This window comes from Salisaeta longa DSM 21114 (assembly GCF_000419585.1).
Taxonomy (GTDB): domain Bacteria; phylum Bacteroidota; class Rhodothermia; order Rhodothermales; family Salinibacteraceae; genus Salisaeta; species Salisaeta longa.
In genome coordinates, this window is record NZ_ATTH01000001.1 from 565,591 (window position 1) to 584,542 (window position 18,952).

An 18,952-nucleotide genomic window follows, 5' to 3' on the forward strand; every position below is an offset into this window, starting at 1 on the left:
GGGTGGATGAGACCGTGGGCCGGGCTATTCGGGGAAGCGCACCACCACTTTCCCCCGGCTCTCGCCGCTGTGCAGGTACTCCACGGCGTCCGGCACGGTCGCAAGGCCCTCAAACACGGTTTCGTCGATGGCCACCTGCAGCGTCCCCGTCTGCTGACGCTTCATGAGGCGTTGCATGTGGTCGGCGAAGTGCTCGGCGAAGTGCGGCAGAAAGAACCCGTGGATGGCGGCCGACTTCTGGAGCAGTTGCGTGTAGATGCGGGGCGCCTGGACCGGGGACGGGCCGTCGCGGTACTCGCTCACGTAGCCGATGCTCAGCAGCCGCCCGTGGCGCGCCAGGGCCTGCACACAGGTGTCGAATAGCGTGCCGCCCACGCCTTCGTACACGAGGTCTACGCCGTCGGGGTATTCGTCGGAGAGCACCGTCGCCACATCTTCGGTTCGGTAGTTGATGGGGCGGTCGCAGCCCAGGTCGTCAAGCAGCGCGGCCTTCGCGTCGGTGCCGCAGGTGCCCACTACGTGATTGCCCGCTTGCTTCGCCAGCTGCACAGCATACTGGCCGGTTCCGCCGGCGGCCGCGGTTACCAGCACCGTCTCGTCGGTCGAGAGCCCGCCCACCTCCTCCAGCGCGATGGAAGCCGTCAATCCGCTCACCATGATGCTGAGGGCTTCGGGCGAGGCCTCGGGGATGGGAACGGCCTGGCTCGCGCGCACCACGTGATGCGTGCGGTAGCCGCCGCCCAGCGTATTGGTGGCCACGGCGTCGCCGGGCTGCAGGTGGCGGACCTTCGCCCCGGTTGCTTCCACGATGCCCACCGCTTCGGCGCCCAGATCGATGGGCGGACGGACGCCCGGCGTGTAGCGGCCCGCGGTGATGTTGACGTCGGTCGCGTTGACGCCGGCGTATCGGTTGCGCACCAGCACGTCGTGCGGCCCCAGGTCGGGCAGCGGCTCCTCAACGCGCTCGGCAGCGGCGCGAAAGTCGGTGCTGAAGGAGGTGGCGACCCACTTCTCGTACGTATCGGCCATAGGATGGAAACGGTAAGATGACACAATGGATGAACGATGCAACGCGTGGCGCGGCGGCGCGCGTTACGAGTCGTCCGTGAGCTGCTGGGCGCGCTTAACGGCGGCTTTGGCGTTAACGATGCTGCCCGTCACGGACAATTTCCCAAAAGAAACGGATGCCTTGCCCCCGGGGCGCGTGACCGACCGGCTGGCGTACGGCGTGGCCGTTTCCAGGATGATCTGTCGCACCTGTTGGGCGCTCAGCTCAGGGAAATACGCCATCAGCAGTGCGGCCACGCCCGAGACGGTGGGCGCGGCCATGCTCGTGCCGCTGTTGCGCTTGTATTTGCCGCCCGGCACCGTTGAGTAGATGTCAACGCCCGGGGCAAACACGTCGACGCGCGTTGCGCTGTAGTTGCTAAAGTCGGCCGCCAACTGGCCGTTATTTTTCCAGGAGGAGGCGCCCACCTCAATCCACGTCGACGACTGCCCCCCGCCCGCGTAATACTTGGAGGGATAGTTGGCGGTGGAGTCGATGTTGGTACCGTCATTGCCGGCCGCATGCACCATCAGCACGTCGTGTTGGGTGGCATACTGCACGGCGCGGTCGACGACCTTCTTGTACGGCGAGTAGCTCTTGCCAAAGCTCATGTTGATGATGTCGGCGCCGTTGTTTACGGCATACCGGATGGCGTTGGCGACGTCTTTGTCGCGCTCGTCGCCGTTGGGCACCGCACGGATGGCCATGATGCGCACTGGAGCGATGCCGTTGATGCCTTCGTTGTTGTCGCGCTCGGCGCCAATGATGCCGGCCACGTGGGTGCCGTGCTCGGCATCGGGGCCGGTCACGTCCGGATTGCCATAGTAGCGCTCGGTTTTGTCGGCATAGGTGTCGCCCACGCGCGGCCGCGGGTTGAAGTCGGGGTTGTAGCCGTACTTCAGTTGGTCGTGCAGGTACGTCACGTAGTCGTCGAGCTGCTTCGGCGATACGTTCTGATTGTACAGAAAGAGCAGCATCGCCTTGGCGCGCTGGGCTGCTTGCGACGACGGCTGTGCGCCCTCCACGGCGGCTTGCGAGAGCGAATCGAGGCCGGTGGTTTCTTTGAGCGTGGCCACCGCCCGCTGCGCGCGCTGGTTGACCTGCTGCATGCGGTTGTACTGCGTCTGCAGCTCGGACCGGCGTTTCTGGAAGGTGGCCTTAATCTCCTGGTAGCGCTGGTACGCCTGGCGCGCGCTATCGGCCACAGCGGCACTGTCAACCGAGGCAAAGCGTGCGTGCAGGCGGTCGTAGATGCGCGTCAGCTCGTAGGTGTCGTGGTTGACATTTTGGCCGTTGGGGCCACCGATGAAGTTCCACCCATGCACATCGTCGGCGTAGCCGTTCTTGTCATCGTCTGTGTCGTTGCCCGGCACCTCGTCGGAGTTCACCCACAGGTTGTCGTCCAGATCCACGTGTGCGGTGTCCACGCCCCCATCGATGACGGCCACGGTTACCGTTTGCTTCGGCGCCCGGTCGGCCAGTAGGGCGTAAGCGCCGGTGACGTTGAGGCCGGGATAGGGCGAGGTTTGCCCGCTTTGCAGGTGCCAGGCCTTGCCGGCCGTGTTGGGCACCAGCGCAGCGGGGGGCGGCGTTGCGGCGGAGTCGGGCGCGGATGGTGCCGTGGCGGCGGCAGGGGCCGTGGTGTCGGGCGCGGCGGCTGTGGGAGCCGTTGCGCCCGACGATGCGGCGGTTGTGGCGGGCGCGGTGGAGCGGGAGGCGGCACACCCGGTGAGGGTGAGGGCCAGGAGCAGGCCCATGGAAACGCGTATCGCTGACGTCATGGAGCGGAAGGCGCTATGAAACAAACCGTTGGAGCATCCGAACGATGACGGTTCGGTGATGTTGCTACCGGAGGTGCAGTGCCGGATCGGCTGAGCCGTGCGCGTAGCGCTATCGGGTGCGGCGGATGGTGTATTGCGTGAGGCCGATGAGCGAGGCGCGCGCGTCGGACGGCGGCAGGTCGTCCAAACAGGCGCGGGCTTCGGCGGCGAGGGTTGTCATCTGCTGCCGGGCGTAGGCAATGCCGCCCTGCGTTTTCACAAATGCGGTGACTGCCCGCACATCGCTGCGATCCTTGTCGTCTTTCTTTACGATCTTGAGGATACGCTTGCGCTCGGCGCTCGGCGCTTCGCGAAGGGCGTAGATCAGGGGCAGCGTCATCTTTTTCTCCTGCAGGTCGATGCCCATGGGCTTGCCCGCCACGTCGGCCCCGGCATAATCGAACAAGTCGTCGCGGATCTGAAACGCACGGCCGAGCTTTTCCCCAAACACGCGCATCCGCTCAATGGCGGTGTCGTCGTCGGTGGTGCTCACGGCGCCGCTTTTGGTGCACGCCGCAATGAGCGAGGCCGTCTTGTCGCCAATGATCTGAAAGTACGTCGCCTCGTCGATGTCGAGCAGGCGCGACTTCTCGATCTGCAGGAGCTCGCCCTCACTCATGCGGCGCACCGCGTCGGAGAGCGTATGCAAGATGTCGTAATCCTGATGGTCGAGCGACAGGAGCAGGCCCCGGCTCAGGAGAAAGTCGCCGAGCAGCACCGCCACCTTGTTCTTCCACAGGGCGTTCACCGAAAACACGCCGCGCCGTTCGTCCGCTTCGTCCACCACGTCGTCATGTACGAGGGTGGCCGTGTGCAGCAGTTCGACGAGTGCCGCCGCGCGGAAACTCGGCTCCCCCACTGGGCCAAACAGCTGCGCAGAGAGCAGGACAAGGAGCGGGCGAATCCGTTTGCCCTTCTGGCGCAGCACGTACTGCGTCACCTTATCCAACAGGAACTGATCGGCGCGCATGGCCTCGCGGAAGTAGGTGCGAAAGGCCGAAAGCTCGTCCGCTACGGGGGCCCGGATGGCCGCAAGGTCGGTGGGAATGGGCGGCTCGGGCGGTGCATGCGCAGAACCGTCGACCGAAGGAGGCGGTGCGTCAGGCATTTTGATTTTCATTTACCATTGAAAGGTTCGGCGCAATGCTACGCCGGTTCGGGAGAGATGTTTGAGGCCTGTACACCCGGCAGCAGAGCGTTGGTGCCGCCAAGCAGCAACGACAGCACACAAGGCGCGGGCCCCGCATGTTACAATTTTATAATACAGTGCGCATTCACTCTTAAAGCCGTGTTCGCACATCTGAACGGTCTGGCACGTATGCTTGGAGCATAGTGAATGTACACACCCTCGGTTTTTATCCAACTGTTTCTCAAACGCATGCATCTTTCGGTCTTTACGCGCTGGGCATTTGTTGCGGCGGCTCTTTTGCTTCTGGTGGGCTGCGGTAGCGATTCATCGCAGCGCACCGTTCGTGTCGATGGATCGAGCACGGTCTACCCGCTATCTGAGGCTGTTGCGGAGTCGTACATGACTGACAACCCGAAGGCCCGCGTGCTTGTGGGCGTGAGCGGCACAGGCGGCGGCTTCTCGAAGTTTGTGCGCGGCAGTACCGACATCAACAACGCCTCGCGGCCCATCACGCAGGTGGAAGATTCGCTCGCGCAGCAGAACAACATCTCGTACATCGAGCTGCCGGTGGCGTACGATGGATTGTCGCTCGTGGTGCATCCGAAGAACGATTGGGTGGAGTGCCTAACCGTTGCGGAGCTCCGCAAGATCTGGAAGCCGAACAGCACGGTGGAGCAGTGGAGCGACATCCGGCCAAGCTTTCCGGATCGCCCCATCAACCTGTACGGCGCAGGCACCGACTCGGGCACTTACGACTACTTCACGGCGGCCATTGTGGGCGAGGAAGGCGCAAGCCGCACCGACTTCACCGCTAGCGAAGACGACAACGTGCTTGTGCAAGGCGTAAACGGCGATCCGAACGCGCTAGGCTTTATGGGGCTGGCGTACTACGAGGAGAACAAGGACAAGCTGAAGCTGCTGGGCGTTGACGACAACAACCCCAACAACGGCCAGGGCTGCATCAAGCCGTCGTTCCAAACGGTGAACAACGGAACCTATCAGCCGCTGGCGCGCCCCGAGTTCATTTACGTGCGCGGGGAGGCCGCGCAAAGCGAGGCGGTGCAGAACTTCGTGAACTACTACCTGACGCATGCCGACACGCTCGCGAAACAAGTGGGCTACGTGCCGCTGAGCAGGGACGCGTACCAGATGGCGCAGCAGCGCTTCAAGCAGCGCGTAACAGGCACTATGTTCGCTGATGGCTCGGCCGTTGGCGTGCAGATGGAAGCATTGCTCCGTCAGGCCACGCAGCCGACGGCCACGGATACGACCGCTACCCAACCGGATACGACCGCTACCCAACCGGATACGACCGCTGCGCAGTAGCGGCTCCGCCGGATTCGATCCCCTGCCCTCCCGACCAACCGCCGCTGGGCCATGTCCGATTCTCCCCCGTCGGAAGATCGCCTGTCGATCGACTTTTCAGAGAACGTGTACGATGCGCCGCGTGAGCGGCTCATTGAGCGTGTGCTCGCCCTTAGCGCGTTGCTTACCATTGCAACGACGCTGGCCATTGCCGGCGTGCTCATCTGGCAGTCGATTGGGTTCTTTCAAGACGTTTCGCTGATTCGTTTCTTTACCGAAACGCAGTGGACGCCGCAGTTTGCGGAAAAGCATTACGGCATCTGGCCGCTCCTCTCGGGCACCTTTCTCATTACGGCCATTGCGGCCATTGTGGCGCTCCCGATTGGTCTGGCCAGTGCCATCTTCATCGCCGATTATGCGCCGCCGCGGCTGCGCACATGGCTCAAGCCCGGATTGGAGCTGCTAGCGGGCGTTCCTACGGTGGTGTATGGGTATTTTGCCCTCACCTTTGTGACGCCGCTGCTGCAAACGTTCATTCCGGGCCTGCAGGTGTATAACGCGCTCAGCGCGGGGCTGGTGGTTGGCATCATGATTATCCCCATGGTGGCTTCCCTTAGCGAAGACGCCTTGCAGGCGGTGCCCAAGGCGCTCGGTGCGGGTGGCTATGCCCTGGGAGCCACCAAGTTTGAGGTGATCACGCGGATCCGGGTGCCCGGGGCCCTAAGTGGGATCATAGCGAGCTTTATTTTGGCCATTAGCCGCGCGATTGGCGAGACGATGATTGTGACGCTCGCGGCCGGCGCGCGCCCGGTCCTGACGCTGGACCCCACCGGATCGGTGCAAACCATGACGGCCTTCATTGTGCAGGTCAGCCTCGGCGATACGCCCCAGGGCACCACCGAGTACAAGAGTCTCTTTGCAGTGGGGCTCATGCTGTTCATCATTACGCTCGGCATGAACCTGTTTGCCAACGCCATCATTCGCAAATTTCAGGAACGCTACTAACCCATGGCTGACTCGTCAACATCGACTACTTCGCGCGACGAGGCGTCGTTTGCCATCAACCTCCCGCAGCGCAGGCGGGTAGGCATGGTGCTGGCTGGGCTCTTCGGCATTGCCACGCTGTTCGGGATCCTTGTGCTCGTGACGCTCCTGGTAGACGTGGTGGTGAAGGGCACGCCGTGGCTCAATGCGGAGTTCCTCACCAACTTTCCCTCGCGCTTCCCTGAGGAGGCGGGGATTTACTCGGCCATCGTAGGCTCGTTGTGGGTCATGGGGCTTACGGCGCTCATCGCTGTGCCCATGGGCGTGGCGGCGGCGGTCTACCTGGAAGAGTATGCGACGTCCGGTTGGTTTTTGCGCATCGTGCAGGTGAATATTTCCAACCTGGCCGGCATTCCGTCCGTCATCTATGGCATTTTGGGGCTCGCGCTCTTTGTGCGCCTCGTGGCGCTGGGCTCTAGCATCATGGCCGGGGCCCTTACCATGAGCCTGCTGATTTTGCCCATCATTGTGATCAGCACGCAGGAAGCGATTCGGGCGGTGCCGCAGGGGCTGCGGGAAAGTGCGTATGCGCTGGGCGCGACGCGCTGGCAGGTGATCTGGCATCATGTGCTGCCGGTCGCTGCGCCGGGCATCTTTACGGGGGTCATTTTGGCCGTAAGCCGGGCTGTGGGCGAAACCGCACCGCTTATTGTGGTGGGCGCCGCGACGTATATTCCCTTTTTGCCGCAATCGGTGCTCGACCGCTTCACCGTGCTTCCCATCCAAATCTTTAACTGGACGAAGCGCCCGCAGGACGAATTTCAGTACCTGGCGGCTGCGGGCATCATTGTGCTGATGGTCTTCCTGATGCTCACCAATCTGAGTGCTATTCTATTGCGCAACTACTTCGAAAAAAGCCTGAAGGGCAAGTAGGCGCACGTGCAGGTATGCTTTGTGACGGGCACTAATATAGAGGCGTGGCACATCTAACGGTGCACGCTGTACAGGGCTTCCCGCACGTTCATTCATCCGCCTTCTGGTTTGTATGTCCAGTCACAATTTACTGAAAGAAATTGCAACGCTGCGCTCGCTCCTGCTCGACATGTCGGCCAAGGTCGACGAGCAGCTGGCCGATGCGCTCAACGCGCTACTTGGGGGCGACGAGCAGTTGGCCGATGAAGTGGTGACGCGAGACCAGTCGATTGATGCCTTGGAGCTGGAAGTGGATAAGCAGTGCGAGCGCATTCTGGCGCTCTATCAGCCTGTTGCGGTTGACTTGCGGATGCTGCTGGTGGCCGAGAAGGTAAACACCGATCTGGAGCGTATGGGCGACCACTGCCGGAATGTGGCGCGCCACGTGCGGTCCATTCAAGATGCCAGCGGTGCCTTAGCGGTGATGAATCTGGAAACGATGGGCGACAATGCCCGCACCATGCTCCACCGCGCGCAAGATGCCCTGCGGCAGCGCGACCGGCTCGTGGCGCGCCAGGTGCTGTCGCTGGATAATCAGGTGGACCGCCTGCACGATCAAAATTTTGAGGCGCTGGTGACCTACCTGAAGTCCCACCCGGAGCATGCCGAGGCGGTCGCGCACCTGATTGGCGTGAATAAAGCGGTGGAGCGGTTCTCCGACCACGCCAACAACATCGCGAAGGCGGTCGTCTTCCTGGCCGAAGGCACCGACATTCGTCACCGGAGCGTGCAAGCGCAGGATTAGGCATGGCCTTGCCCGTCGGGAACTGCGCCGGCTACGCGCTTGGTGGTTCGCTCACCGACGACGTAGGCGAGGCGTCGTCATGCGCGCGCAGGTGGGTGCGGGCTTCCTGAAGCAGCGCGGCGGTGTCTTTCGCGGCGCGCTCCATGATCGTGGCCACTTCGGCGAGCGGCACATCAAACTCGTCGTGGAGCATGGCCACGTGGCGCGTGTCGGCCTCCAGCGTAAACGTGTCTTCGTTCGCAAACAGCGGCGCCTCGATGTCTTCGGGAGCGGCAGCCGGGGTAACCTCGGCCCAGGTGGGCGCTTCGTCGGGCTGTACGAGGTCTTGCTGCGCCTGTCCGTCGCGGGCGCCGGTTGTTGCCGGCAGCGGCTCGTCGAGCGAAAGGGCTTTCGATTGGCGGTAGGAGACGATCCGGTCGACCATGTCGCGGATGACGCGCACCTGCACGCCCAGGAGCCAGCCGCGGGCGCTCATGTCGGCCGGGCACTGCGCGCGGTGCGACCACGCATAGATGAGCGTCTCGGCCACCACGTCGTCGGGATGGAGGTTATCCGGGTGCATGATGTCGCGGGCCACGTAGTAGTCAATGTCGTAGGCAGCGGCTGAGCGCAAGACGGGGAGAAGCGCCCCCACGCGCTCCCGAAACGAGGCCTCGTCGTCGGTGAATAGCTCGCGAGCGTTGGCTGGCAGATCGGACATTGGAACAGGCTAATTGGTACCAAAAAACGCGTATGCCGCTACGGCAGCGCCTTGACAGCTGTTTATCTGCTGGCGTAACCATTTTGGAAGGGCCCCACTGGACAGCGGATCTTGCCGCCCGTATCGTGTCTTGACAAAACACCGGCGCGGGTAGCGCGTGCGCACTGCCTTCAGAGGCGGTGCGGCGTGCCGACGCGCGGCGCTCCGTGTGCCATTCTTCTACGATGTGAAAACATAAGACGCTTGATGAACTGGTTGCGCATGGTACCGGCCGCTCGTTGGGCGACGTCGTATTCGAGCGAGACGCTGCGGGCCGATGCCGTGGCCGGCGTTACGGTGGGCGTGATGCTCATTCCGCAGGCGATGGCGTACGCTGTCATTGCCGGACTCCCGCCCATCTACGGATTGTATGCAGCGCTTGCACCGCCGCTCATCTACGCCGTGCTGGGCTCGTCGCGCCACTTGGCCATCGGACCTGTGGCGCTCGATATGCTCATTGTGGCGGCGGGCTTGAGCGGGCTGGCGGCGACGGGTTCAGCTGAGTATGTTGCGCTTACCATTGCCCTGACGGCGCTCGCCGGGGTGTTTCAGGTGGGGATGGGGCTGGCGCAGTTTGGCTTTGCGGCCAACCTCCTCTCGCGGCCCGTCATCACAGGACTCACCACGGCGGCGGCCATCATCATCGCCGGCAGCCAGCTGGGCACGCTCATGGGCATCTCGTTGCCCCAGTCGCAATACGTGCATGTGCTGGTGACGGCCGCCATCCAGAACGTTGAAAGTACCCACCTGCTGTCGCTAGCCATTGGCGGCGGGTGCGTGGCTGTGCTTGTGCTGCTGCGGCGATTGGCGCCGTGGGTCCCCGGCGCGCTGGTTGTGGTAGTGGGGGCCACGCTGGTGAGCTGGCTCGGCAATGTGCAGGCGGCGGGGGTCGACATTGTGGGATCGATCCCCACCGGGCTGCCGGAGCCGCGGCTGCCGGATCTTTCCCTTGCCAACATCGAGCTGCTGTGGCCAGCTGCGCTCACGCTTGCCCTGGTGCAGTTTATGAAGAACGCATCGCTGGGGCGCGTCTTTGCTACGCGCCACAACTACACCATCAATGCCAATCAGGAGCTGGTGGGCATCGGGGCGGCCAATGCGATTGGCAGCTTGTTTCAGGGGATTCCGGCGTCGGGCAGCTTCTCGCGCTCGGCGGTTAACGATCAGGCCGGTGCGCGCACGCCCATGGCCAACGTGATGGCGTCGGTCGTTATCATCCTCACGCTGCTGTTCCTCACGCCCCTCTTCCGCCCGCTGCCCGCGCCCGCCCTGGCGGCCATTATTATGGTCGCGGGGTTTGGACTGATCGACCTGGAAGAGATTCAGGAGCTCTTTGAGACGCGTCGCCGCGACGGCACCATCGCGTTGCTCACCGCCGGCTCGGTGCTGTTTATCGGCATTCAGGCGGGTATCATCATCGGCATTGTGGCGTCGGTGCTGCTGGTGCTGCATCGCATCAGTCGCCCCAATGTGGCGGAGCTCGGCCACGTGCCCGGCACGCGGCTCTTCCGAGATTTAGAGCGCTTCGAGCAGGCCGAGCCCATCGACGATATCTTGGTGCTGCGCGTTGACGCTGCGTTTTCGTTTGCCAACGCGGAGTACTTTAAAGACTTTATTCTGGATAAGAGCGAGCGCGAGGGCCGCTCCATCAAGGTGGTGGTCATCGATGGTACCAGCATTAACGACCTCGACACCACGGCCATCGAGGCGCTTGAATCGATGCTCAAGACACTGCGCGAGCGTGGCATCGACCTGCACTTTACCAGCCTCATCGGACCGGTCCGCGAGGTGGTGCGGCGCTCCGACCTCTACCAAGACCTGGGCGAGGACCACTTCCACCTGGACCCCCACGACGCGGTGACGCACGTGCTGCAGAAGTGGGACCGCGACGATGATATCACAAGCACCTCCCGCGAATCGCGCTACATGGGCCAAACAGAGCCCGAGAAAAAAGAGTCCACGCCGGCGGCCTCGTAGCCCGCTCCGTCAACGGGCGTCGTCGTGGAAGCGGCGGCCCTCAGCGGCGCGCTCTTCCAGTCCGGCGGGCGGCGCAAACCGGGGGCCGTGCTGCTGCGCCAGGCGTCGCAGCCGTGCGCGGATGGCGTTGGGGCCCTCCTGATCAATGTAGCGGAACGGTCCGCCCCGAAACGGCGGAAAGCCCAAGCCAAAGACGGCCCCCAGATCGCCGTCGGTGGGGCTGCGCAAGATGCCCTCGTCAAGGCATCGGATGGCCTCGTTGACCATCATAAGCCCCAGGCGCTCTTGCACGGCGGCCGCGTCGATGTCCGCGCGGCTTGATCCGCCAAAGAACTGGTACACGCCGGGATTGAAGTCGGTGCGCTTCAGGTCGCCGTCGTCTTGCGTCTCGTGATTGTAGAAGCCGCGTTTGGTCTTCTCGCCCAGCAGGTTGACGTCAACCAGGTCTTCGGCGCTATGGCTGATGGTGTACTGCTCGGTGTCGAGGTGCGCCTCCATCACCTTCGTAATTTTGGCTGCGACGTCGATGCCCACCAGGTCGAACAGCTCGTAGGGCCCCATCGGGAAGCCCCAGTCTTTCATGGCCCGGTCGATGGCTTCCGCGTCGGCCCCCTCTTCCAGCAGAAGGAGCGCTTCGTTCATGTAGATGGCCAGGATGCGGGTGGTGTAAAAGCCGGGGCCATCCTGCACCACAATCACTGTTTTGCCCTGCTGGCGGCCCGCGGTGCGCGCGGTGGCAATGGCTTCGTCGGACGTATCCTCGGTGGCAATGATCTCCAGGAGCGGCATTTGCTCGACCGGCGAGAAGTAGTGCATCCCCAGCACGCGCTCCGGATGCTGCGCGGCCGCCGCGATGTCGGCGATGGGAATCGAGGACGTGTTGGAGGCCAGCACGCAGTCGGGGCGTACCACAGCCTCCAGGTCGCTGAGCACCTGCTGCTTCAGCTCAAGATCCTCGGGCACCGCCTCAATCACCACGTCGGCCGAGGCAAACGGGGCGTAGTCGCCGGTAGGCACCACGCGCTCCACGATTTGGTCGCGCTCAAACGTGCTGATGATGCCCTTACGGGCCTGTTTGCGCGCGGTCTGCCAGATGTGCTTCTTGCCCTTGGCGGCTAGTTCGAGCGATTGATCCTTCAGGCGCACCTCGGTGCCGTGCTTGGCGCTGGCGTTGGCGATGCCCGCGCCCATGAGACCGGCGCCAATGATGCCCACGGTGCGCACCGGCCGGGCGGCCTCGGGGTTGGGATGCTTGTCGCCGGTTTGCTTGGCAAAGAAGAGGCTGACGAGCGCGCGCGACTCCGGCGTAAACACTAAGTCGCCAAAGTGCTGCGCCTCGCGCTGTAGGCCGGCGTCCAGCCCCTTTTCGAGCCCGGTTTTTACGGCATCCAGGATCTTCGGCGGGGCCGGATAGTTGCCGCGCGTTTGCTTGGCGGTGCGCTTGCCCGCTTGCTGGTAGACGAAGCGACGGCTGAGCGTGTTGCTTTCGAGCAGCGTATCGGTGAGGGAGCCGTGGTCGGAGCGGTCGGCGCTGCGCGTGCCGTCGGCCAGCTCGCGGGCGGCCATCAGCGCGGCGTGGTGCAGCCCCGGCGGGTGGGTGAGGGCGTCGACGAGGCCGATGCGTTTGGCCTTCTTGGGGTAGATGTTTTTGCCGGTGAGCATCATGCCCAGGGCTTGCTGCAGGCCCACGAGGCGCGGCAAGTACTGCGTGCCCCCGCCGCCGGGCAGCAGGCCCAGCTGCACCTCCGGAAGCGCCAGCTTGGTCTTGTCGTGCGTGGTGGCGATGCGGTAGGTGCAGCCCAGCGTAAGCTCCAGGCCGCCGCCCATGGCCGCCCCGTTGATCGCGGCCACCGTGGGCTTGCCGAGCGTGCGCACCCGGTGCAGGAGCTGGTGAGCCGTCTCGCTGATGGCGCGGACGTCGGCGGGGGTGTCGAGGCGCTTGAGCATGTCCAAATCGGCGCCCGCAACAAACGAGTCGTCTTTGCCGCTGATGAACACCGCCGCCCGAATCTCGGGCGTGTCTTCAATGCGCGCAATGGCCTCGGTGAGGGCGTCGAGGACCGCCTCCGAGATTTTGTTGACCGAGGCGTCGGGGTCGTCCAGCCAGACCGTCGCAATGCCGTCGTCGGTCGTATCGAAGCGAAGGAGCGAAGCAGTGGATGCAGAAGCAGGCATAAGGCAGCAGCGGTTCAGGAGAAAAGAGTGTCAGCGGAAGGGGCCGGGGCGGGCGTCATCCCTCCAGGCGTTCCAGCAACAGCGCATGGCCCTGCCCGCCCGCCGCACAGGCCGCCACAAGGGCAAACCGGCCGTCTTCTTCGTGCAGGCGGTTGGCCGCCGTGGTGACGAGGCGCGCGCCGGTGGCGCCAAAGGGATGCCCCAGCGACACCGATCCGCCCCGGGCATTCAGGCGATCCATGTCCACATTGCCCACCGGTTCGCCCCGGTTGAGGTGGGTGGCAGCAAACGTCTTGGAGCGCAACGCCTCCAGCACGGCGAGCACTTGCCCCGAAAACGCCTCGTGCAGTTCGATGACGTCAATGTCGTTGAGCGAAAGGCCCGCCGCGTGCAGCACCTGCGGGATGGCGTAGGCGGGGCCCAGCAAGAGCTCGCGCCCGGGGTCTTGCGCCACGTAGGTGTACTGCCGCAACGCCGCCTTGGGCGTGTAGCCGTCCGCCTCGGCGCGGGCCTGACTCATGAGCAAGGTGGCCGAGGCCCCATCGGTGAGCGCCGAGCTGTTGCCCGCCGTCACGGTGCCGTACGGCTTCACGAACACCGGCGACAGGCCCGACAGCTTTTCGAGCGACGTATCGGGGCGCACCACATTGTCGGTTGTAATCGGGTCGAACGACGGCGGCACCGTAGCCGGAACCAGCTCCTTGTCCATGCGCCCGTCAGACTGCGCCGCGGCCGCCTTTTGGTGCGTGCGTAGCGTGTATTCGTCTTGCGCCTCGCGTGAGACGCCAAACATGGCTGCGAGCTTGTCTGCACTTTCGCCCATCACCTCGCCGGTGGAGAACTCGGCAATGGACGGCGCTTCAGGCAGCAGGTCGCTGGGGCCCAGGCCCTTCAGCAGCTCCAGGTAGTCGCCGGGCCCTTTGGCTTTCTGGGCTTTGAAGAGCCGCTTGCGCACGCTCTTGCGAAAGCGCACCGGCGGGTCGGACATCGTTTCGGTGCCGCCTGCAATCACCGCATCGGCGATGCCCCCACGAATCAGGTCCATGCCGCTGGTTACCGCCTGGTTGCTGGAGATGCACGCCATGGTGACGGTGAACGCGGGCACGTGATTGGGAATGCTAGCGCCGAGCGCCGACTCGCGGGCCACGTTGCTCGTCTGCACGTCCTGAATCACGCAGCCCATGATGACGCGGTCGAGCGTTGCCGGATCGAGGCCCGTGCGTGCGAGCAGGCCCTTCAGCGCCATGCGGCCCATGTCGTAGGCCATGAGGTCGGCATAGCCGGTGCCCGCGCGCTGAAACGGAAGGCGGCAGCCGTCAACAAGCACAGGGGTGCGATCGGGAGAGTGGGGCGTATGAGCAGCCATGGCAGGAAGCGGTTCCAAAAACGAGTGGGCAGGCGCGGGCCGCGGGTAGAACCGCAGCTAGCCGGAGTATAGTTAACAGCGTTAACTAACGCAAGCGATACAACAGGCTTCATGTACGTCCGTATCGCCGGGTTCGTTGCGCAGCGCCTGTGCTGAACGTCTTAGGGTGACGCGCAGGCGCGCGCCTCGGATCTGAAGAAGGGCGTGGTAGGGGGGCATGCAGATGCCGCCCGCGAAAGATGGACCGGCCGCGCCTAGTTGCGCGTGGTGGGAGCGCCAAACGTTAGCCACACCTCAAAGGCGCGCATCGAAGCGCCCAGGGGCGCGCCCGCGGCCAAATATGCCTGCCGGGCATGCTGCCACCCGTGCTGGAGCTGCTGGCGGCGAAGGGTGCGCGAAGCGTCGAACGGATCGGTGCGAGAGCTATCCATGCGAAACCGTCGGTTCAAGTCCCAAGATCGGGTGAGTCACTTCACTCATCAAGACGCCGCGGCCGGGCGCATCGTAACATGGGGCAGACGAATTAGCCGTTGATTTAACACATTGCCTCCACAATGCGGAGCCTCCTCCTTATGATATAGGCGTCCATCCCCTTCAAACGCGTCTTCTGTGTTCCATGCTCGACCTCAATGCCATTCGTGAAGCACCGCGCCGCGTGAAGGAAGCGATGCGCGCCAAAGGCCTCGATCAGCCCGAACTTGTTGACCGCTTGCTGGAGCTTGACGAGGAGCGGCGGGCGGCCATCACCGAACTTCAGGACGCGCAGGCGCGCTCCAACGAAATCTCCAGTCGTATTGGCGCGCTGAAGCGGGAGGGCAAAGACGAGGAAGCGGAAGCCGTCATCGAGGAAACCCAGCAGTTGAAGCAACGCATCAAGGCGCTAGAAGAGACGGCGCGTGAGAAGAGGACGCACACGCAACGTTTGCTGCTCAAGGTGCCCAACATTCCGCATCGGAGCGTGCCGGTGGGCACCTCGCCCGAGGATAATGAGGTTGAAGAGGAGGTGGGCGAGAAGCCCACATTCGACGGATTCACGCCGCGTCCGCACTGGAAGCTCACGGCCCAGCACGATCTGGTTGATTTTGAGCGCGGGGCTAAGGTAACAGGGGCAGGCTTTCCGTTTTACCTGGACAAAGGGGCGCGTTTGCAACGGGCCCTGGTGCAGTTTTTCCTGGATCAAGCTTCGTCCAACGGCTACATTGAAATGCAGCCGCCGCTGTTCATCAACGCCGATAGCGCCCACGGCACCGGGCAGCTGCCGGATAAGGAGGATCTGATGTACGAGATTCCGCGCGATGACCTCTTCCCCATTCCCACAGCCGAAGTGCCCGTCACCAACTTTCTGCGGGACGAAATTCTGCAGGAGGAGACGCTCCCTCAGAAGTTTTGCGCGTACACGCCGTGCTTTCGGCGCGAAGCCGGCAGTCACGGGTCGGATGTGCGCGGGCTGAACCGCCTGCATCAGTTTGATAAGGTAGAACTCGTGCAGGTGGTGCATCCCGATGAGAGCTACCGCGCGTTGGAGGCGCTGCGCAGCGATGCCGAGCGGCTGCTTACGCTGCTTGAGTTGCCGTACCGCCGGCTGCTCATGTGCACGGGCGACATGGGCTTTACGCAAGCGAAGAAGTACGACCTGGAGGTGTGGAGCGCCGGGCAGGAGCGTTGGCTGGAGGTGTCGTCGATTTCCAACTTTGAAGCCTTTCAGGCGCGCCGCATGCAGATCCGCTACCGCGCCACGCCCGAGGATAAGCCAGCGCTGGTGCACACGCTCAACGGCAGCGGTCTGGCCCTGCCGCGGGTGGTGGCGGCGCTGCTCGAAAACAACCAGCAAGCCGACGGCACCATCCAACTGCCAGAGGTGCTGCACCCGTACACCGGATTTACCACCATTGGGTCGGACGCTTCCCGGTAAGAATGAAGCATATGACGTGACGAGGGGTTACAAAAATTCCGTCGGTCGAGATAGAGCCGGCGAATAGATCGCATGTAGCGACGGCGCACGCAACGAACGTGAAATACTGTGGGGTGGCATTACACTTGCAGATGATAGCCAATGTATCTTTCCCTCTACGTCATTGGCTCACGCGCTCGTCATGTCTGTTATGGTCCTTACCCTTCTTGTTGCATGTTGGCTGCTTCCTGCGGGTTTGCTGCTTGCGCTGTATCTGAAAGAAGATCCGTCGGTCGTTGACGCCTCGCCGGTGCTTTTGAAGCGCCGGGTGCCCGTGCCGGTCAAGGCGCTGAACCGCCGGGCGGTATCGGAGCCCACCACGCGGCGCGAGCAGGCGCACCGTGGCGTGCAGCCCCCCGCGGCGGCCCACATGGTGACCGTGCGGTATATGGCGGCTCAGGTGCGGGTGGCCGATTCCAACGCCAACGGCGCGCGGCGCTGCATGCTCTGCCTCAATTAGCGCCGAGGGACCAGGATGTGATGGTGCCGCCACGGCGTGCGTACCGACATGGCGCGCCGTGGCAGTACGAGCATGCGGCCGGGTAGGCGCAGCTGCTACGGGGTCAGTTGCTTGCGGAGCGCCTCGGCATCGGTGGTGGGGGCGTCGCAGGCGAAGTTGCGGCACACGTACGCGGTGGGCTGCCCGTCGATGGGGCGTTGGGCGTCGGTAAAGGGGGCCAGCGCGGCAATGCGCGGCGCGTCGCCCGCCGGACGGTGCAGCACCACGTCGTGCGGGGCGTAGCGATCATGCACCACCGCGAGCAACGGGTCGATGCCGGTGCCGGCCAGCACAATCTCGCGGGCGTCGGCGTGCTGCGCAAGCAGCGGCAACAGCATGCCGGTAAAGGCGCCCGGACGGCTCCGCACGGCGCGCCCGGCAAAGCGCAGGATGGTGTCGGCCCGCTCGGCATACGCGGTGGTGCCGGTAAGGCGCGCGAGGCGCACCAGGTTGAGCGCGGCAACGGCATTTCCGGACGGCAGCGCGCCGTCATCCAGCTTCTTCTGCCGCACGATGAGCGCTTCGGCATCGTGCGCCGTGTAGTAGAAGCCGCCCTGCTGGTCGTCCCAGCACGCATCCATCATTTCTTCGGTGAGGCACAGCGCCTCGCCCAGCCAATGCGGGTCGAGCGTGGTTTGATGAAGGGCGATGAGGCCCCAGATGAGGTACGCGTAATCGTCGAGGTGCGCACGGATGGCGGCGTCGCCGTCGCGGTAGCGATGCAGCAGCCGGCCCTCGTCATCGCGGAGGGCGTCGAGCAGGAAGTGCGCGGCGATCGTAGCCTCGTCGGCATATGACGGGTCGTCGAGGATGCGGCTGGCACGCGCGAGCGCCCCAATCATGAGGCCGTTCCAGTCGGTCAAAATCTTGTCGTCCAGCGTGGGCCGCGGGCGCTCGGCACGGCAATCGAGCAGCGCAGCGCGCGCCGCATCGAGACGTGCCTGCACGGCGTCTTCCGACATCTCATAGCGGGCGGCGAGGGCGTCCAGCGGCGCCGTTTGGTGCAGCACGTTCGCGCCGGTGCGTTGGCCGGTGCGCTCGTCGCGGTAGTTGCCCTCCGGCGTAAGGCCGTACGCGTCAATGACCAGGTCGGCGGCGTCGGCATCGAGCACATCGCGCACCTCGTCCACCGTCCACACATAAAACGCGCCCTCCTCGCTCGTGCCCTCGGGGGTGAGGCTGTCGGCATCCTCGGCGGAGTAGAAGCCGCCTTCGGGGGCTTGCAGGTCGCGCAGCACGTAGGTGATGACGTCGCGCGTGGTCTTCGCAAACGCTTCGTCGCCGGTGGCCTGATAGGCCTCGGCATACGTCGCCACGTGCAGCGCCTGGTCGTACAGCATCTTCTCGAAGTGCGGCAGCGTCCAGGTGGCGTCGGTGGCGTAGCGATGAAAGCCGTAGCCCACCTGATCGAAGAGGCCGCCGCGTCGCATGGCGTGCAGCGTGCGGCGGACCATCTGCTCGGCCCGTGGCTGCTCGGCCTGATCGCCATAACGCAGCAGAAACAGCAGGTTATGCAGCGATGGAAACTTGGGCGCCGAGCCAAAGCCGCCTTCATCGTAATCGAAGCGGCGCGCCAGTTGTCCGTAGGCCGTTTCCAGCACCTCCGGGTCGAGGGGCGCGCGTCCCCCAATCTCCTCCTCCGATTGCTGGAGCGCCTGCGTAATGCCATCGGCGTCGCTCACCAGCTTCTCGCGGTCCGAGGCCCACAGCTCGCCCACGCGCTTCGTGAGCTCCATGAGGCCCGTGCGTCCGCCGCGTCCGTGCTTCGGAAGGTAGGTGGCTGCATAAAACGGCTTGCGCTCCGGCGTAAGCAGCACCGTGAGGGGCCATCCGCCCTGGCCGTTAAGCATCTGGCAGACGTTCATGTAGATGCTATCCACGTCGGGCCGCTCCTCGCGGTCCACCTTAATGCACACAAACGTGTCGTTGAGGGCGGCCGCCACCTCGTCGTCCTCAAACGATTCGTGCGCCATCACGTGGCACCAATGGCATGTGGCGTAGCCAATGGAGAGGAAGATGGGGCGATCGTGCGTGCGCGCCGCCTCGAAGGCGTCCGCGCCCCAGGGATACCAGTCGACCGGGTTGTCTTGGTGCTGCCGCAGGTACGGACTCTGGGCGTTAGCGAGACGGTTGGGCATGGGCAGAAGGGGATGGAAGGAAGAACACGTTCCGGCGATGGCGGGGGCGGTGGGGCTTCAGCACGCCTGGGCGCTAGCCGTTAAGCAGCGAAGCGCAGCCGATC

Annotated in this window: 15 protein-coding genes; 7 read left to right on the top strand and 8 right to left on the bottom strand. The window is 64.1% G+C overall.

What is annotated here, in order from left to right; translation table 11 throughout:
- Positions 1 to 24 precede the first annotated feature (24 nt).
- From SALLO_RS0102420 to SALLO_RS0102430, 3 genes are all read right to left on the bottom strand, one after another.
- Positions 25 to 1,029, bottom strand: coding sequence for a zinc-binding dehydrogenase (locus tag SALLO_RS0102420; RefSeq protein ID WP_022834733.1), 1,005 nt, complete (start codon positions 1,027 to 1,029; stop codon positions 25 to 27).
- A gap of 63 nt (positions 1,030 to 1,092) precedes the next feature.
- Positions 1,093 to 2,805, bottom strand: a complete 1,713-nt coding sequence (locus SALLO_RS0102425; RefSeq protein WP_228702759.1) for a S8 family peptidase — start codon at positions 2,803 to 2,805, stop codon at positions 1,093 to 1,095.
- Positions 2,806 to 2,938: 133 nt separating this feature from the next.
- A complete protein-coding gene (locus tag SALLO_RS0102430; protein ID WP_022834735.1) occupies positions 2,939 to 3,976 on the bottom strand; it encodes a polyprenyl synthetase family protein in 1,038 nt (345 codons plus the stop codon).
- A gap of 270 nt (positions 3,977 to 4,246) precedes the next feature.
- On the opposite strand from SALLO_RS0102430, the gene SALLO_RS14655 reads away from it, so the two are divergent.
- From SALLO_RS14655 to phoU, 4 genes are all read left to right on the top strand, one after another.
- On the top strand, positions 4,247 to 5,323 hold the full coding sequence (locus tag SALLO_RS14655; RefSeq protein WP_084696312.1) for a PstS family phosphate ABC transporter substrate-binding protein: 1,077 nt from the start codon (positions 4,247 to 4,249) through the stop codon (positions 5,321 to 5,323).
- Between the two features lie 51 nt (positions 5,324 to 5,374).
- Positions 5,375 to 6,307 (top strand): phosphate ABC transporter permease subunit PstC, encoded by a 933-nt coding sequence (gene pstC, locus SALLO_RS0102440; RefSeq protein ID WP_022834737.1) that lies wholly within the window; start codon positions 5,375 to 5,377, stop codon positions 6,305 to 6,307.
- A 3-nt stretch (positions 6,308 to 6,310) separates the two neighbouring features.
- Positions 6,311 to 7,219: a phosphate ABC transporter permease PstA gene (pstA, locus tag SALLO_RS0102445; protein ID WP_022834738.1), complete on the top strand. Its 909-nt coding sequence runs from the start codon at positions 6,311 to 6,313 to the stop codon at positions 7,217 to 7,219.
- Positions 7,220 to 7,331: 112 nt separating this feature from the next.
- Positions 7,332 to 8,003, top strand: coding sequence for a phosphate signaling complex protein PhoU (gene phoU / locus SALLO_RS0102450; protein ID WP_022834739.1), 672 nt, complete (start codon positions 7,332 to 7,334; stop codon positions 8,001 to 8,003).
- Between the two features lie 31 nt (positions 8,004 to 8,034).
- Here phoU and SALLO_RS0102455 read toward each other — a convergent pair whose 3' ends face one another.
- On the bottom strand, positions 8,035 to 8,703 hold the full coding sequence (locus SALLO_RS0102455) for an RNA polymerase sigma factor (RefSeq protein WP_022834740.1): 669 nt from the start codon (positions 8,701 to 8,703) through the stop codon (positions 8,035 to 8,037).
- Positions 8,704 to 8,949: 246 nt separating this feature from the next.
- Between SALLO_RS0102455 and SALLO_RS0102460 the strand changes: the two genes are divergently transcribed.
- Positions 8,950 to 10,719 carry a SulP family inorganic anion transporter gene (locus SALLO_RS0102460; protein ID WP_022834741.1) on the top strand — a complete coding sequence of 590 codons (1,770 nt, stop codon included), beginning with the start codon at positions 8,950 to 8,952 and terminating at the stop codon, positions 10,717 to 10,719.
- Between the two features lie 9 nt (positions 10,720 to 10,728).
- On the opposite strand, the gene SALLO_RS0102465 is transcribed toward SALLO_RS0102460, so the two are convergent.
- The 3 genes from SALLO_RS0102465 to SALLO_RS18350 form a co-directional block, all read right to left on the bottom strand.
- On the bottom strand, positions 10,729 to 12,894 hold the full coding sequence (locus SALLO_RS0102465) for a 3-hydroxyacyl-CoA dehydrogenase NAD-binding domain-containing protein (protein ID WP_022834742.1): 2,166 nt from the start codon (positions 12,892 to 12,894) through the stop codon (positions 10,729 to 10,731).
- Between the two features lie 55 nt (positions 12,895 to 12,949).
- A complete protein-coding gene (locus SALLO_RS0102470) occupies positions 12,950 to 14,260 on the bottom strand; it encodes a thiolase family protein (protein ID WP_022834743.1) in 1,311 nt (436 codons plus the stop codon).
- A gap of 254 nt (positions 14,261 to 14,514) precedes the next feature.
- Positions 14,515 to 14,691 carry a hypothetical protein gene (locus SALLO_RS18350; protein ID WP_022834744.1) on the bottom strand — a complete coding sequence of 59 codons (177 nt, stop codon included), beginning with the start codon at positions 14,689 to 14,691 and terminating at the stop codon, positions 14,515 to 14,517.
- Positions 14,692 to 14,876: 185 nt separating this feature from the next.
- On the opposite strand from SALLO_RS18350, the gene serS reads away from it, so the two are divergent.
- Together serS and SALLO_RS0102485 are read left to right on the top strand one after the other, a co-directional pair.
- On the top strand, positions 14,877 to 16,172 hold the full coding sequence (serS, locus tag SALLO_RS0102480; RefSeq protein WP_022834745.1) for a serine--tRNA ligase: 1,296 nt from the start codon (positions 14,877 to 14,879) through the stop codon (positions 16,170 to 16,172).
- Between the two features lie 181 nt (positions 16,173 to 16,353).
- Positions 16,354 to 16,671: a hypothetical protein gene (locus SALLO_RS0102485; protein WP_157621153.1), complete on the top strand. Its 318-nt coding sequence runs from the start codon at positions 16,354 to 16,356 to the stop codon at positions 16,669 to 16,671.
- 95 nt (positions 16,672 to 16,766) lie between these two features.
- Here the strand turns inward: SALLO_RS0102485 and SALLO_RS0102490 are convergent, their stop codons facing one another.
- Positions 16,767 to 18,848 (bottom strand): thioredoxin domain-containing protein, encoded by a 2,082-nt coding sequence (locus SALLO_RS0102490; RefSeq protein ID WP_022834747.1) that lies wholly within the window; start codon positions 18,846 to 18,848, stop codon positions 16,767 to 16,769.
- Positions 18,849 to 18,952 lie beyond the last annotated feature (104 nt).